The following is a 15,146-nucleotide window of genomic DNA, read 5'->3' as shown; positions in this document are numbered from 1 at the left end:
CCTGGTGCAGCAGTCTTGCGTGCCGATGGCCGGGCAGTCCAGTGCGGTCACCTGGGAGTGTGACTGCCTGGCTCACCGGTTCGGAAACGCCGCTGACAACGGGACGCGGCAGCCTCGCTGTCCGACTGACATGACGGACGGGGAGTGGGCCGTCATCCGCCCGCTGCTGCCGGTGCCGGGCTGGATGCGTGGCCGGGGCGGCCGGCCGGAGGCGTACTGCCACCGGGCGATGCTCGATGCGATCCGGTATCTCGTAGACAACGGGATCAAGTGGCGGGCGATGCCCGTCGACTTTCCGCCGTGGGACCACATTTACGCATTCTTCCGCCGCTGGCGCGACAACTTGCTGGTCAAGGAGTCCCACGACCGGTTGCGCGCGAGAGTGCGCGAGGAGTTGGGGCGGGATGCGGAGCCGACGGCCGCGGTGATCGATTCGCAGTCCGTCAAGGCGGACGCCGTCGTCGGTGGGGACAGCCGGGGCTTCGACGGCGGCAAGCTGATCAACGGCCGCAAGCGGCACGTCGTGGTCGACACGCTCGGTCTGCTGCTGGGCGTGATGGTCACCGCCGCGGACACCGGCGACCGCATCGCCGCCCAGGTCCTGCTCGGGCAGGTCGCCGACGTGCACCACCGCCTCGAACTGGTCTGGGCCGACGGCGGCTACACCGGCAGCCTCGTCGAGTACTGCCTGGCCACGCTCACCCTGGTCCTGGCGATCGTCAAACGCAGCGACGACCAGAAGGGGTTCGTGGTGCTGCCAAAGCGGTGGATCGTCGAGCGCCTCTTCGCCCACCTGATGCGAAGCCGCCGTCTGGTGCGCGACTTCGAGCGGCGCACCACCAGCGCCGAGGCGATGATCTACTGGTCGATGACCCTGCTCATGACGCGCCGCCTGGCCCGCTCACGCCTGCCGCGAGGGTGAACCGGCCCGGCTGCCGCTCGGCCAGCCACCCCCGCGCGACCAGGCGTTTCGCCTTCGACCGCAGTGCTTCCACCCGCGCCGGCACCACGTCCATGCCGAACAACGCGGCCATCTCCTGGCAGGTCAGCGGCCCTTGATGGAGCCGGTCCCGGTCTGCGAGCGCCGTGAGGATGCGCTGGTAGTCGACCGACAGCGCCGACCAGGCCAGCCCCTGGCGCCACGCCGGCACCTGCGACTTCGGCTTCGCCGCGTCCCGGGGTTCCGTCGGCGCGTCCGCATCCCGCCGATCGCCAGTGGCCTCCGTGCCGGCGGTGTCGCCGCTATCCGGAGCCAGCACCGTGTCGACCCGCCTGCGCGCGATCGCCCACTCCTGCCATTCCCGCTCGGCCGCAGCCAGCTCGCCTTGGATGCAGTCGGCCTCCTCCCGCAGCCCGTCGACTCGACGACGAGCGGCGAGCTCGTGCTGTTCCAGCAGTCCGACAACCGACGGCATCCGTGACCTCCCGGGGAACGACGACCCGACAGGCCACGACTCCCACGGAATCACCACTGCTATCCCCGACCAGCGAAAACGCACCGATCACGCCCGAAAAGACAACAGCTTCTAAGCAGTCCTGTTAGCTGGCTCCGTAAGCAATCCACGCGGATCAGCCCTGCTGACCTGCAAAATTCTCGCGCGGTGTACGGAACCCCGCACAGTTGATGCACCTGCGACCCAGCTTCGACACGGCGAGCTTGCACCCCCGTAGGCAGGGATGCGACGCTCCATGACAGGTTCCAACTCCCCGGCGGCTGCGGACTCCTCCCTACCAAACGGGCCAGAACCTTCGGGCACCGGCGTGCGTGACAGCACCCGACCCAACCGTGAGGGCCGACCTGCGACCAGGTCGGCCTTCTGCCATGCCGTGGAGACGGCGAAAGACAGCGCCCTGTTGTGCGCGGGAGCTCGTGCGGTCAGGCAGCGAAGCCCACACTCGTACAGAACTCGAAGGCCCCGTACTGAGATCCCAGGTCGGGCAGGATGCCGTCGGTCCATGCCTCGTCCAGGCCCGCCGCGTCGCCGACCGCCTGGACGCCCAGATGCAACCGGGCGGCATCGCCCAGGAGTTCACCTACCGGGCGCTCGGGCCTCGCTGACGTCGTGTCCACAGCCCAGGAGCGGGCACTGCCACCCACCGGGAAACGGTCCGACGAGCACCTTGCCAGGTCCTCCTCCTGATCACGGATTCGCAGAGATCACCCTCCTTGCGCGAGGCCAGCCAAACAGCCTGTCACCACTGGCCACGCCCGCAGCCGCGCTCTTGGCCCACCTCACTCCCCCACACCACCACACCCACCTGACCAGCACAGACTCGCTCCGCCTGATCCACCCGGCAATAGCGAATCCTTCGACGATCACCGGATTCCGGAACGATCACTGAACTCGCACTTCAGAGGGCTCTTAGGCTCTTGAACCTCCACGGAAGCCGTGGGTCAGGGGCCAGGGGCCGTGGGTCAGGGGCCAGGGGCCGTGGGTCAGGGGCCAGGGGCCAGGGGCCGTGGGTCAGGGGCCAGGGGCCGTGGGTCAGGGGCCAGGGGCCAGGGGCCGTGGGTCAGGGGCCAGGGGCCGTGGGTCAGGGGCCAGGGGCCGTGGGTCAGGGGCCAGGGGCCAGGGGCCGTGGGCCAGGGGCCAGGGGCCGTGGGCCAGGGGCCAGGGGCCAGGGGCCGGGGGGCCAGGGGCCGTGGGCCAGGGGTCGGGGGGCCAGGGGCCGTGGGCCAGGGGCCAGGGGCCAGGGGCCGTGGGCCAGGGGCCAGGGGCCAGGGGCCAGGGGCCAGGGGCCAGGGGCCAGGGGCCGTGGGCCAGGGGCCGGGGGTCGGAAGGGACTTCGGCGAGCTGGGTCGGTGTGTGGCAGGGCCGGGGTCCGCAGAAAGGTCTGGCGCCGCGATGGGCGGCGCCAGAACAGTCGAGCGTGTCCCGCGGCAACGGGGCTGCTCGGTCTCCTGGGTAGCTGTGTTGCCCGCAGTACTTCGGAGAGCCCACTGGCGGCCGTGAGGCGCGCAGTCAGGCACGCACAAACATCAGGCATGTCGGCACGAAGGTCAAGGCCGGGACGAGGGCGCGGGAACGGGGAGGGGCATTGCCGCCCCGAGCTGCGGTGACAGGGGTTGCGGCGTGTCCGGAAGCTGTAGTGGATCGCGGGACATCCCTGCGGATTGTCACCCTCAGTGACAGTCGCGGTCCCTGAAAGATGGGACGCAACTGCGGAAAGAAGCTTGCGTCACCGCCCACGAACAGGCGCGATGCCTCACAGAAGTCCGCGCCGAGTCCACGCGGTCAAAGGGACACATCTGCGGAATGCGTTCCCGGCAGTTAGTGCTGGAGGCCGGGATGCTGCAACATCGCTAACCACCGCGGGTGGCGGCAACCGCCCCGGCATACCAGCACCGCCCACACCACCGGCAAGTACGCCCGCAGTAGCAGATGTTGAGTCCAGAACGAACAGTTAGGTCATGAAGTTGAACAACACCAATTGCGGCACAGCGCGTCCTTTGACCGTGGCTGAGGCCGTCGTCCTCGTCGTGATCATCATCGTCGCCGGTTCCCTGGCCGCCGCCGGCTGGCCGGCCGCCGGCGTGATCGTCATGACTCTCAAGGCACTCTCCCTCGGCTACCGCCTCCTGATGCAGCTGCGACGCGCCCGCACCGTCACGGCGCGGCCCGCGCAGGCCTGATCCGCGATGGCGCGCCGCGAGAACGCGATTCCCCTGTGCAGTCGGTCGCTGCGTGCTCTGGTGACCTGGCTGCGTGAGGGCAGAGCTGCTGCCGCACTGACCTACGAACAGCTCGCCTCTCGTACCGAGTTCAGTGCGGACACTCTCGCGCGCGCCGCCTCGGGGCGCAGCGTGCCGCAGAACCCGGCGGTGGTCCTGGCCTACGCCGCGGCCTGCGAGCGCAGCACGAAGGAAGCCGAGCGGCTGTGGAAGCACGCCCGGCGCGACGAGGCCCGTGCTCAGGGCGTGGTCGGCGGCCACCGCAGCGGAGTGCACATCAGTGTCGTCAAGGACTTCGCTGATCTGCACTCCGCGCTCGTCGATCTGCACCACGACGACGGCCGGCCACCGCTGCGCTCCCTCGATGCCCGGGTGGGGGGCGTCGGGCGGCTGCCGCACAGCACCGTCGGCCGAGTCCTCAAAGGCAGTTCCACGCCCAGCCGTACGTTTGTCGCGGCCTTCGCCGAGGCCTGCAACGTCCGCAGGAGCGAGCTGCCCGAGTGGACGAAGGCCTGGGACCGTGCGGACGCCGACCGGCGCAGCAGCCGCCTGCGCTCCCGCAGACCCGACACCACCCAGCGTCTGGTCTTCCACGACCGTGTCACCCCCAGAGACCTGCAGTTGCTGATGAGCGAGATGGAGTCGACCTCACGCAGGACCCCCGCTCTCAAGCTCACGGTTCACGTGCCCGACCCGGCCTCGCCCGAAGCGGACGCCGTCGCGCGGATGAGCCGAGAACTCCTCGTCGACCAGGCGCAGCGCCGTGGAGAGCTCGCCTGTCCGCGGTGTCGCCGCCCCTCCTTCGGTTACAGCGGCGAACGCGGGTGGACTTCACTGCTGTGCTCCAGCTGCGCACCCGCCACGCGTTCAGAGGCCGTTGCACCCGCTGCCCCTGCGGATGCTCCCACGCTGGTACTACGCCGGCCCGGGCCTGGTCCGTCGCCGGATCGCGGAGTGGACACCCCCACCCTGTCCCTGCGGGTGCCCGGCGTGCGGCCCCCTCTGCCACGGCGGCAGACCACACGGACATGGCCCCAGGCCTCCCCATCACATCCCGCGCCGGCTCTGAACGCCGCGACGATGACCACCCTCAACGAACCTCCCGGCTCCGGAGACTTCTTCGCCCCCCGCGTCCTGCCTGCCCCCGCGCAGCCCTTCCGCACGCCCGTTCCTGCCCCGGTGATCTGCCCGCTGGGCAGCGACTGCCCCGACCACGGCGAAGATCCGGCCGCCGCCGGACCCTACCCGGGCAGCCCCCGCCCGGCAGCCAGGCCGCTGACGACCCGCATCCGCATCCGCATCCCCGGCTCCCGGCCCACCCCGCCCGTGGTCGTACGCCGTCACAGCGAGCCGGCCGCGGCCCGGCCAGGGCCGCACACGCCCCCTCACACCCCGGCCGACACACGAACCCAACGGGACACCCAACCGTGCGCACCTCGCGGTCAGGAAGACCGCTGAGCCGTCCCGCACCGTCACCGGGGCGGCGGCCTCACGGCAGCCCGGCCTCCGTCCTTGAGCACCCACCCTTTCGACAGGTGGTGGGCCCCGCTGAACCCGACGGTCTCCGAGGACGTGCCCAGGCTGCGGGTCCGGGCAGGCAAGCGGTGTAGCCGGGGGCTGCCTGTAGGTGGGCCGAACAGTTCACAGATCATGCAGGAGCCGTACTCGTCCTACATTCCCGGACTCGACCACCGAGCGAACCGGGCCATGACGAAGTCCCTCGCCATCCACGCCTCCTGAGACACAGCACCGCCCAGTGGCGGCCTTGAACCGGAGACGGGCAAAGTCCACCGTTGACCGGCCGCACCAGCACACCCCGCCGTGTCCACTTGGTCGACAACCTCCTCCCCCGCCTCCAGCCCTCCCGCCACACCCCCGGCGTTGGTGACATCAACCCGAAGAAGTGAGCGCTTTCAGAGTGGCCACTGATCGGGTGACGGGCTTGGGTCCGCAACGCACGAGGCTCCCGTGCCGCTGAGAGAGGTGTTCGACGTCTCAACTCATCAACACAGGAGCCTCGTTGGTCCCATATCCTGCCGCACTCGACCTGCCTCACGCCCTGGTCGAGTGGGTAACCATGCTCATCGTCACTCGTGAGGGTGACCGCCGCTGCAAACTCCCGCCTCACCAGCGGGCCCTCGTCGGCCTGATCTACCTCCCCCGGCACGACACCCTCACGCAGATCGCCGCGGGCTTCGGCATATCCGTGGGTACCGCCCACGCCTATGCCACCACCGTCGTCGACCACCTGTCCCGTCGGGCACCCGGGCTGCTGCGAATCCTGCGGGAGGCCGATCCCGAGTATGTCGTGCTCGACGGCACGCTCGCCGAGTACGACCGCGTCGGTGACAGTCGAGCCGATTTCTCCCAGAAGCATCGCCGTCACGGAGTGAACGTGCAGGTCGTGACCCATCCCGAGGGCAAACTGCTGCGGATCTCAACCACGTTGCCCGGCCGCACCCACGACCTCACCGCAGCCCGCACCCACCACATCATCCGGATCTGCGAACGCCAGGGCGTGCCAGTCCTCGCCGACCGCGCCTACACCGGAGCCGGCCCCTGGGTGACCACCCCGCTCAAACGCCCACCCCTCAAGGAACTCACCCCCACCCAGCTGACAGTCAACCGAGCCCTGTCGGCAACCCGGGCGCCCGTCGAACGAAACATCGCGAGACTGAAGCCCTGGCGGATCTTCCGCCGGACCCGCTGCAGCCCGAACCGCCTCACATCAATCACCGCCGCCACCCTCACCCTGGAACATCAGCGCTGAAAATGCCACCCTCGACCTGCTGCTGGCGGTGCCGGTCACCGCGGCCGGCGTCCAGGACTCCGCGGCTGGCCGCATCCTCCTTCAACAGGCTGCCGCCAACCACCCCAGCCTGCGCAAGGCCTGGGTCGACGGCGGCTACCGCAAGCACTTCGCCGAACCCGCAGCGACCCTCGGCATCGACCTCGAAATCGCCCAACGCACCCCTGGGAGCAGGAGATTCACCCCGACTCCGAAACGGTGGGCAGTGGAGCGGACCTACGACTGGCTCATGCCCCACCGCCGCCCGGCCCGCGACTACGAAACCCACCCACACCGTTCCGAAGCCATGATCCACCGCGCGATAACCGACCTGATGGCCCGCCACCTCCCCGGAAAGAACACCATCCCCTAGCGAAACCCGACACCAGCACACCAAAGCCGCATCCAGGGATAAAACAACAGGATGAAACGACCTCTTACGCGTGCCGTGCGAGGGCATCGCCCCCGAGCTGCCACATTTCGTAGTTGCCGCATTCTGCCGTGATCTCGGCCGCCGAGTGAGCCGCGGTGATGAAGTCGTCCACGACCGGTGAGGTATGCGTTGCCGCTACCGCGAGATGTACCTGGTCGGGCGCCAGGTCCGGGATGGGCACGTAGGCGATGTCGGGATGCGAGTAGAACACGGACGCCGAGCGGGCCAGGAAAGAGATACCGCGTCCGGCCGCCACATGTTCGAGGGTCTCGTCGACCCCGCGCACCGGGTATCCGGCGTTGGTGAACGGGCGCTTGGTGGGCTGCGAGCTCGCGTCACCGTCCCACAGCAGCGGCTCACCGGCCAGGTCGGTCTCGGTGACCTCTGCCTTGCCGGCGAAACGATGTCCGGCAGGCAGCACCGCCACCCGCGGCTCGGTGTACAGCGGCGTCAGGCGCAGGCCGGTTTCGTCGATGGGCAGGCGCACGAAGGCGACGTCGATGCGCCCGTCGAGCAGCATCACGGCCTGGTCGTCGCCTTCGATCCGCTGCACGTCGACGATCACGTCCGGGTGCCTGCCCTCGAACGCGCGGGCCGCCGGGGTGATGGGAATGCCGGCGCGGAAGCCGACCATGAGCCGCCGCCGGCCGGCGGCGGCCTCGGACACCCGGCGCCGCAGCGCGTGCGTGGAGGCGAGCAGCGGGCCGGCTTCGGCCAGCAGCTGCCGGCCCGCGTCGGTCAGCTCGACGCGGTGACGGTCCCGGGTGAACAGCGCCGCGCCGAGATCTTGTTCGAGTGCGCGGATCTGTCGGCTGAGCACCGGCTGCGCGATGTGGAGTTCGTCGGCGGCGCGGCCGAAGTGGAGCCGGTCGGCCACGGCGACGAAGTACCGCAGTTTTCGCAGATCGAGATCCATACGGCCTCCAGCGTGGTGAGACCTTCAGGGTATCACCAGGGTTTAAAGAGGTCTTGGACGTTTCCTGGGGGGCGATGGCAGCATGAAATACGGCGCCTCTTGGCGCGGGAAGTGAATTCGACGCGAAATTTCCGGGCAGGACCGGAAACCGGAAAGCAGGAATGCCGATGAGTGGTATCAGCATTGTCGGACTGGGAAACATGGCCCGGGCTCTGGCCGGTCGGGCGCTCGCCGGCGGGAATGCCGTTGAGATCCTCGGCCGCGACCAGGCCAAGGCGAAGGAGGTGGCCGCCGTGCTCGGCGGCGCCACAGTGGGCACGGCCGGTGACGTCCCGGCCGGGGACATCGTGATCCTGGCCGTGCCCTACGCCGGCGCGGCAGCGGTGGTGAGGGAGTACGGGGACGCGCTGCGCGGCAAGATCATCGTTGACATCACCAACCCCGTTGCCCCTGACCTGCAGGGCTTCGTCGTGCCCGACGACAGCTCCGGAGCGCAGGAGATCGCCAAGGCGGCTCCCGGTGACGCGCACGTCGTCAAGGCGTTCAACACGGTGTTCTCCCACGTGGTGGCCGCCGGGTCCGCCGAGGGTCGCCCGGTGGACGTGTTCATCGCCGGCGACGACGCGCAGGCCAAGGCCCGCGTGTCGGCGTTCGTCGAGAGCCTGGGGCTGCGCCCCTGGGACACCGGCGACCTGTTCATGGCGCGGGCACTGGAAAACGTCGGCCTGCTGGAGCTGGGCCTGATGAGCCACTCCGTCAAGCACACCGATTTCTCCCTCAACGTCACCCTTCTGCGCTGAATAGCGCTCCTCATCTCTTTCCGTGCCGTCCGGCATTAGTTCACGAGCGACACGGAAAGCCCCCGTCTACCTCTTTAAGGAATAATCCAGATGCATGTATTCGTCGCTGGCGGGACCGGGCATTCCGGTTCTCACATCATTCCCGAGCTCATCTCCGCAGGGCACGAGGTCACCGGTCTGGCCCGGTCTGACGCGTCCGCGGAAACCCTGTCCGCACTCGGTGCGCAGGTACGCCGCGGCGACCTGGAGGACCTCGACGGGCTCAAGGAAGCAGCCGCCGCCTCCGACGGCGTCATCCACGTCGCCCACCGACAGGACCTCCTGCCCACCGGCGGGATGGACGCGGTGGCCGCCGCAGAGCTCCCCATCATGCTCGCCTACGGCGAGGCCCTCGCGGGGACCGGAAAGCCGCTGGTCACCGCCGGGAGCATCGGCTCGCCCGGTAATCTGGGACGGCCGGCCACCGAGGAAGACCCTGCCCTGCCGTCCGGCGAAGAGCACCGGGGCACCCTGCGGGTCCGCAACGTCGTGGAGCGGGCCGTGATCGACCTGGCCGGGCAGGGGGTGCGTTCCTCGGTCGTACGGATCGCCAACATCGCGCACGGCACGAGTGATGTGGCGGGCTTCCTTCCCACGCTGATCGCGCTCGCGAAGGAGAAGGGGTTCGCCGGCTACCCCGGCGATGGCGCCAATGTGTGGAACGCCGTCCACATCCGTGACACCGCCGTCCTGTTCCGCCTGGCCCTGGAAAACGGGCCAGCCGGCAGCTACTGGCACGCGGTCGAGGACGAGGGCACCCCCTTCCGCGACATCGCCGAGGCCCTCGCCGACCGTCTGGGCCTGCCCGCCGTGAGCATTCCCAATGACGCCCTGATGACACCGGGCTACTTCGGATTCCTCACCAACATCGCCACGCAGAGCTACCCGGCGTCCAACGCCATCACCCGCCGCACCCTCGGCTGGGAACCCGCCCGGCCCGGCCTCCTCGCCGATCTGGACAACGGCCACTACTTCCCCGCCGCTTGAACAGCACCATCCGCGGCTCGTAACCAGTCCGGCACGCCCAGCTCTGTGAAAAGGACGTAGAACCATGACAACAGTGGGCTTCATCGGAAGCGGAGCCATCGGCAAGACTCTCGCCCGCCTGGCCGTGGGCGCAGGGCATCAGGTGGTGCTCAGCAACTCACGCGGCCCCCACACGCTCGCGGAGACCGTCCGCGAACTGGGGCCGCGGGCGTCCGCGGCCATGAGCGAAGAGGCTGCGTCGGCCGGTGACATCGTTGTGGTCACCGTGCCGGTCAGTGCCTTCCCCCGCGTACCCGCCGCGCCCCTGGCCGGAAAGCCGGTCATCGACACCTGCAACTACGGACCCGAGCGTGACGGACACATCACCGACCTCGACAGCGGGACCCTCACCTCCAGCGAACTGCTCCTCCGGCATCTGCCCGACGCACTCCTGGTCAAGGCGTTCAACAACATCTTCTACAAGCACCTGCTCTTCCTCGCCCGCCCGGCAGGGGCCCCCGACCGCTCCAGCCTGCCGATCGCCGGCGACTTCGCACCGGCGAAGGCGACGGTGAGCGCATTCATCGACTCCATCGGCTACAACGTGGTGGACGCAGGACCTCTCGCCGACAGCTGGCGGCAGGCAACCGGCACGCCGGTGTGGGGAACACCGTACGGCCCCTACTCGAACGAGAAGGGCGAGCCGGCCGGTACAGACGCCATCCGCGCCGCTCTGGCCGCAGCAACGCCGTAACCGCCAATTACCGCACAGTGAGGTGTGCCACGCCCCCGCCGGGGAGGAGATACAGAGCGGGAGCGTATGCGGCTCGGCCCGTAGGAAGGCCGTGCCGCCTGGCAGGGCAGGGCTGCTGTGCTCCCGCCGCAACCGCGGTGCCATCCGCGGCCGAGGGGTTGCGGGTGCGGCCCCGGTGCGCTTGCTGCAGCCGACCAGCGCAGGTCAGAACGCCATGTCCTCCGTCAGGACAGCGTGGGCGCGCTGTTCGCAGCGCGCGGCAGTTGCCGGTCCGTGCACGGAGCGAACCCGGCGCCACGGGTCCGACTCGTCGAAGTCCCTTAGAGGTCGTTTCATCCTGTTGTTTCATCCCTGGATGCGGCTTTGATGTGCTGGTGTCGGGTTTCGCCAGGAGGTGGTGTTCTCTCCGGGGAGGTGGCGGGCCATCAGGTCGGTCATCGCGAGGTGGATCATGGCTTCGGAACGGTGTGGGTGGGTTTCGTAGTCGCGGGCCGGGCGGCGGTGGAGCATGAGCCAGTCGTAGGTCCGCTCCACTGCCCACCGTTTCGGAATCGGGGTGAATCTCCTGCTCCCAGGGGTGCGTTGGGCGATTTCGAGGTCGATGCCGAGGGTCGCTGCGGGTTCGGCGAAGTGCTTGCGGTAGCCGCCGTCGACCCAGGCCTTGCGCAGGCCGGGGTGGTTGGCGGCAGCCTGTTGAAGGAGGATGCGGCCAGCCGCGGAGTCCTGGACGCCGGCCGCGGTGACCGGCACCGCCAGCAGCAGGCCGAGGGTGTCAGTGATGATGCTGCGCTTGCGGCCCACGATCTTCTCGCCCGCATCGATGCCCTGGCTCCTCGCGGGCACGGACGTGGAGGTCAGCCAGCCCCAACAACACCGACAAGCTCATCGATGAGTTCCGTCGTCGATGCCAGGTCAGCCAACCCCAGGCGGCGAGCTGCCGGCCTGTCCATTCTTTTGCAAAGGAGTGTTCGAAATGCGCATCGGATTCATTGGAGCCGGCTCGGTGACTCGGGTCATGGGCCGGCATCTGCTCAATGCGGGCCACACGATCGCCGTCTGCAATTCAAGGGGGCCCGAGACTCTCGCCGAATTCGTCGAGGAGCTCGGGCGGGGCGCCACCGCGGAAACCAAGGCGCAGGTCGTGGAAAGCGACGTCGTGATCATTGCGGTCAACTGGGTGCAGGCCGAAGAAGCCCTGCAGGGCGTCGACTGGAGCGGACGGATCCTCATCGACGCGATGAACGCTCACCACGAAATGCGTCCCGACGTCACCAGCCTGGAGGGCGTGACCAAATCGCGCGCCGAGCTTGCGCGTGCCGGCTCGACATCAAGCGAAATGGTGGCGAAGTGGGCCCCGGGCGCGCGATTGGTGAAATCGATCAGCAACATGCCGATGGAGTGGATCGATGACTACGGCGCCGACCGACCACGCACAGTCCTGTTCGCGTCCGGCGACGACGCGGAGGCGAAGTACCTGGTTATCGACATGCTCAACGATGCGGGCTTCGCTGCGGTCAATCTGGGGTCGCTGGCCACCGGTGGGGCGATGCACGAGGTCGGGGCTCCCCTGTCGGGACTCGAACTACACTTCATCAGGCGGATCCGCCCCGAGGCCCGCTGACATCAGGTGGCTGCTACCAAGGCAGTGCTGCCCGCGATACGCGAGGCCGGTGCGGGCACCCTGCTCTACACCACCGGCGCCGACTCGATCTGGCCTGACCCGCGGGTCGCCAACGTCAACGCCGCCGCAGCGGCGCTGCGCAACTGGGTGATCAGCCTGCACAAGGAACTGGCCGACACCGGCACCCAAGCCGCCCACATCGGCATCGACGCCACGATAGGCACCCCCACCTTCTACGGACAGCCACGGGCCACGGCTGACCAACTCTCCCGCCTCTACTGGGACCTGCATATCACCAACCGCGACCAGTCCGAGCAGATCTTCCGAGGCTGACCCACCACTGATCGCCCTGCCAGGAGCACCACACCCCAAGTCGTCCCAGCACCTGCCCGCCGAGGAGACGCCATGACCTGCGCGTGCGACCGCGAGATCACACCGTGGCTTCCGCCGCTCCCGAGCGGGCCACGTTCCGTCGTCCGAGCACCGTGCATGCCGGTTGCTGGGGCATTGCGCATGTGGAACCGCCTTGCCGCACAGACCAGTTGGGACCGCCGTCCTGGCGAGGGCCGCCGCCGATACACTGCCCATGGATCCCTCAACACCACACGCGGTGTATGAATCGGCCGACGCACCGGGCCCGCGATGGCGCCGGGTCCCCGTACGCCGGGCTGTACGGCGGACTGGTGCTGCTGAGCCGACTGCGGGAGAACGACCCCGGCCAGAGCGCCATCAGCTTCACCCATCTCGATGCCGGCCTGCCGGACGCCGAGCGGCTGCTGGACCCCGCCGGTGCGAAGGGGGCGGAGCTGACGGACGGTCCGGCCGCCGCCGGGACCCCTGCCGACTAGGCGTACGCCCGCCCGGCCGTCCCCCTCCCGGCGCTCCCGGCGCTCCCGCCGCTGCCCGAACTGCCGGAGGACGGCACCGAGCCGGTCACCGGCATCGAGGCGGACCCGCTGGAGCGGCTGGTCGCGGATGCGGCCGTACGCGCCCGGGAACTCCTCGCGTACACCCTGGGGGCGGCCGGCGAGCCGCCCCGGCCGCTCGACCGGTGGCAGGACACCGTACGGATCGCCGCCACCCACCCCGACCCCCGGGTGCCCGCACGGCTGTGGGACTCCTGCGACCGGCCGGACGAGCTGGACCGGGCGGCCGAGGCATGGCGGTGGGGCGGAGCCGCCGGACTGGCGGTACTCGAAGAGGCGTGGCAGCCCAAGGGGTCCGACGTCACCCGGGCGCGCACGGCGCTCTCGGCGGGCTGGGAGGACGAGGAGCTGCCCGAACTCGTCGTCCGTGACAACCGCTGGACGCTGTCCGGCCGGGGCCTGCAGCTGCGGTACGGGCGCGACGGCCGCTGGTACCCGTACCGGGAGCGGTCCGGCACCTGGTGGCCCGCCGGGCCGCCCGCGCACGACCCCTCCCTGGCGCTCGCCGAACTCCTCGACGGCTGACCGCCCGACCTGCCCGACCCGCCGACGGCGGCCGGCCCGCCCCCGCACCGGGGTGCGGACCGGCCGCCGTTTTCCGTGCGCCCGGCGGCCGGCGCCCGCCGAGCCAGGCTCCAACGAGCCTCCAGGTGTCGAAACCACCATGGGGATCAACGCGTTCGCCGAATCCCGGCCGGACGCGGTCCGGAAGGAGGCATCGTGGAGGGCACCACCATCACGGGTCCGCGCCCGCTCGTCGAGGGCTTCGTGGACCATGCCCGGCGGACGCCGGAGGCGACCGCCCTGGTCTGGCGGGGGCACTCGGTCGGCTACGGGGCGCTGCTCGCCCACACGGAGCGGGAACGGAACCGGATCGCCGATCTGCCGGCCGGCGCGCCGGTGGCCCTGCCCGCGGTCAAGTCGCCCCGGACCGTCGCGCTCGTCCTGGCCTGTCTGCTGGCCCGGCGCCCGTTGCTGCTGCCGTCACCGGACCTGGGCGCGGACGTCCTGGAGCGGCTGTACGAGCAGGCCGGGGTGGGCCATGTACTCGCTCCGGGGCGGCCGCCCGCGACCCGCCGCTCCCCCCGCGCGGACCTCACCGGGACCGCGCTGCTGCTCACCGCCTCCGGATCCACCGGACTGCCGAAGATCGTGCCGCTGTCCGGCGCCGCGCTGGACCGCTTCGCGGTCTGGGCGGGCGACACCTTCGGCATCGGTCCCGGCACGACCGTGCTCAACTACGCGCCGCTGAACTTCGACGTGTGCCTCCTGGACGTGTGGACGACCCTCGCCCGCGGCGGACGGGTCGTCCTGGTCGACGTGGACCGCGTCACCGACGGCTGCCGTCTCCTCGACCTCATCGAGCGGGAGCGGCCCGAGGTGGTCCAGTCGGTGCCGATGTTCTACCGGCTGCTGGCCGACGCCGCCCGCGCCGGGGGCCGTACGCTCCCGTCCGTCCGGCACGCGGTCTTCACCGGGGACACCATGCCCGTCCCGCTCCTGGCCGCGCTGCCGGGACTGCTGCCCCGCGCCCGGCTGTACAACGTCTACGGCTGCACCGAGACCAACGACAGCTTCCTGTACGAACTGCGCGGCGCCCCGGACCCGGATGGTTCGCCGCCGCTCGGGCAGCCGCTGCCCGGTGTGGCGGCCCTGCTCGTCGGCGCGGAGGGCCGGGTGCTGGACGGGCCGGGCACCGGTGAGCTGTACGTCTCCACCCCCTTCCAGAGCGAGGGCTACCACGGCGCGGCCGCGGCCTCCGGCGCGTTCGTCCCGCATCCTGAGGGAACGGACGACCGGCGCTGGTTCCGCAGCGGCGACCTGGCGCGCCGCTCGGCCGACGGGACGCTCACCCTGGTCGGGCGCACCGACTTCCAGGTCAAGGTCCGCGGTGTCCGGGTCAATCCGCAGGAGGTCGAGCAGCTGCTGCCGGCCCACCCGGACGTCGCCGAGGCCGCTGTGCCGGCGGTGCCCGACCCGGTGGCCGGGCGGAAGCTGCACGCCGTGGCGCGCCGCGGCCCCGGCACCGGGGCCAACAGCCTGTCCCTGCGCGGGCATCTGGCGCGCGGACTGCCCCGGGCCGCGATCCCCGCGGCCCTGCTGATCACCGACGAGCCGCTGCCCCGGACCCCCACCGGCAAGGTCGACCGGGAGCGCGCCGTAGGAGTCCACTTCACCGAGGAGAGCTGACATGCCCTACGCCCAGGCCATCAAGGAGTTCGTGGTCGAG

15 protein-coding genes and 2 pseudogenes are annotated in these 15,146 nt (G+C 70.1%); 13 read left to right on the top strand and 4 right to left on the bottom strand.

Annotation, left to right across the window (positions count from 1 at the left end; genetic code table 11):
* Nucleotides 1–130 precede the first annotated feature (130 nt).
* The gene (locus OIB37_RS35795; protein WP_330455484.1) at nucleotides 131–922 is read left to right on the top strand and encodes an IS5 family transposase; all 792 of its coding nucleotides are present in this window, start codon (nucleotides 131–133) and stop codon (nucleotides 920–922) included.
* Here OIB37_RS35795 and OIB37_RS35790 read toward each other — a convergent pair.
* Complete coding sequence (locus OIB37_RS35790; protein WP_330455485.1) at nucleotides 879–1,415, bottom strand: hypothetical protein; 537 nt, start codon at nucleotides 1,413–1,415, stop codon at nucleotides 879–881. The genes OIB37_RS35795 and OIB37_RS35790 overlap by 44 nt on opposite strands.
* Before the next feature lie 461 nt (nucleotides 1,416–1,876).
* Entirely contained in the window at nucleotides 1,877–2,098 is a 222-nt protein-coding gene (locus OIB37_RS35785; RefSeq protein WP_330455486.1) for a hypothetical protein, read from the bottom strand.
* Nucleotides 2,099–3,457: 1,359 nt separating this feature from the next.
* Here OIB37_RS35785 and OIB37_RS35780 point away from each other — a divergent pair.
* From OIB37_RS35780 to OIB37_RS35765, 4 genes and pseudogenes are all read left to right on the top strand, one after another.
* On the top strand, nucleotides 3,458–3,634 hold the full coding sequence (locus tag OIB37_RS35780) for a hypothetical protein (RefSeq protein WP_330455487.1): 177 nt from the start codon (nucleotides 3,458–3,460) through the stop codon (nucleotides 3,632–3,634).
* Between the two features lie 60 nt (nucleotides 3,635–3,694).
* Nucleotides 3,695–5,131, top strand: a complete 1,437-nt coding sequence (locus OIB37_RS35775) for a helix-turn-helix domain-containing protein (protein WP_330455488.1) — start codon at nucleotides 3,695–3,697, stop codon at nucleotides 5,129–5,131.
* Nucleotides 5,132–5,693: 562 nt separating this feature from the next.
* Nucleotides 5,694–6,443 carry a transposase family protein gene (locus OIB37_RS35770; protein WP_330455489.1) on the top strand — a complete coding sequence of 250 codons (750 nt, stop codon included), beginning with the start codon at nucleotides 5,694–5,696 and terminating at the stop codon, nucleotides 6,441–6,443.
* Nucleotides 6,444–6,450: 7 nt separating this feature from the next.
* Nucleotides 6,451–6,834 (top strand): annotated as a pseudogene (locus OIB37_RS35765) (transposase); the annotation flags it as partial.
* A gap of 64 nt (nucleotides 6,835–6,898) precedes the next feature.
* On the opposite strand, the gene OIB37_RS35760 reads toward OIB37_RS35765, so the two are convergent.
* Nucleotides 6,899–7,810, bottom strand: a complete 912-nt coding sequence (locus tag OIB37_RS35760; RefSeq protein ID WP_330461737.1) for a LysR family transcriptional regulator — start codon at nucleotides 7,808–7,810, stop codon at nucleotides 6,899–6,901.
* Between the two features lie 167 nt (nucleotides 7,811–7,977).
* Here OIB37_RS35760 and OIB37_RS35755 point away from each other — a divergent pair, with 167 nt between their 5' ends.
* The 3 genes from OIB37_RS35755 to OIB37_RS35745 all read left to right on the top strand — a co-directional run bounded on the left by OIB37_RS35755 (nucleotide 7,978) and on the right by OIB37_RS35745 (nucleotide 10,369).
* Complete coding sequence (locus OIB37_RS35755; protein WP_330461736.1) at nucleotides 7,978–8,610, top strand: NADPH-dependent F420 reductase; 633 nt, start codon at nucleotides 7,978–7,980, stop codon at nucleotides 8,608–8,610.
* A 90-nt stretch (nucleotides 8,611–8,700) separates the two neighbouring features.
* Nucleotides 8,701–9,636, top strand: a complete 936-nt coding sequence (locus OIB37_RS35750) for an SDR family oxidoreductase (RefSeq protein ID WP_330461735.1) — start codon at nucleotides 8,701–8,703, stop codon at nucleotides 9,634–9,636.
* A 64-nt stretch (nucleotides 9,637–9,700) separates the two neighbouring features.
* On the top strand, nucleotides 9,701–10,369 hold the full coding sequence (locus OIB37_RS35745; RefSeq protein WP_330461734.1) for an NADPH-dependent F420 reductase: 669 nt from the start codon (nucleotides 9,701–9,703) through the stop codon (nucleotides 10,367–10,369).
* Nucleotides 10,370–10,714: 345 nt separating this feature from the next.
* Here the strand turns inward: OIB37_RS35745 and OIB37_RS35740 are convergent.
* Nucleotides 10,715–11,224: pseudogene (locus OIB37_RS35740) on the bottom strand (transposase); the annotation flags it as partial.
* A 118-nt stretch (nucleotides 11,225–11,342) separates the two neighbouring features.
* Here OIB37_RS35740 and OIB37_RS35735 point away from each other — a divergent pair.
* From OIB37_RS35735 to OIB37_RS35715, 5 genes are all read left to right on the top strand, one after another.
* Entirely contained in the window at nucleotides 11,343–11,990 is a 648-nt protein-coding gene (locus OIB37_RS35735; protein WP_330461733.1) for an NADPH-dependent F420 reductase, read from the top strand.
* 6 nt (nucleotides 11,991–11,996) lie between these two features.
* A complete protein-coding gene (locus OIB37_RS35730; protein WP_330461732.1) occupies nucleotides 11,997–12,323 on the top strand; it encodes a hypothetical protein in 327 nt (108 codons plus the stop codon).
* Nucleotides 12,324–12,604: 281 nt separating this feature from the next.
* Complete coding sequence (locus OIB37_RS35725) at nucleotides 12,605–12,838, top strand: hypothetical protein (protein ID WP_330461731.1); 234 nt, start codon at nucleotides 12,605–12,607, stop codon at nucleotides 12,836–12,838.
* Nucleotides 12,839–13,087: 249 nt separating this feature from the next.
* Entirely contained in the window at nucleotides 13,088–13,441 is a 354-nt protein-coding gene (locus OIB37_RS35720) for a hypothetical protein (protein WP_330461730.1), read from the top strand.
* 195 nt (nucleotides 13,442–13,636) lie between these two features.
* Complete coding sequence (locus tag OIB37_RS35715) at nucleotides 13,637–15,106, top strand: AMP-binding protein (RefSeq protein WP_330461729.1); 1,470 nt, start codon at nucleotides 13,637–13,639, stop codon at nucleotides 15,104–15,106.
* Nucleotides 15,107–15,146 lie beyond the last annotated feature (40 nt).

Origin of the sequence: Streptomyces sp. NBC_00820 (assembly GCF_036347055.1) — a bacterium.
Lineage (GTDB): Bacteria > Actinomycetota > Actinomycetes > Streptomycetales > Streptomycetaceae > Streptomyces.
The sequence above is the reverse complement of the archived record's forward strand: the minus strand, read 5'-3'. Positions and strand labels throughout refer to the sequence as shown.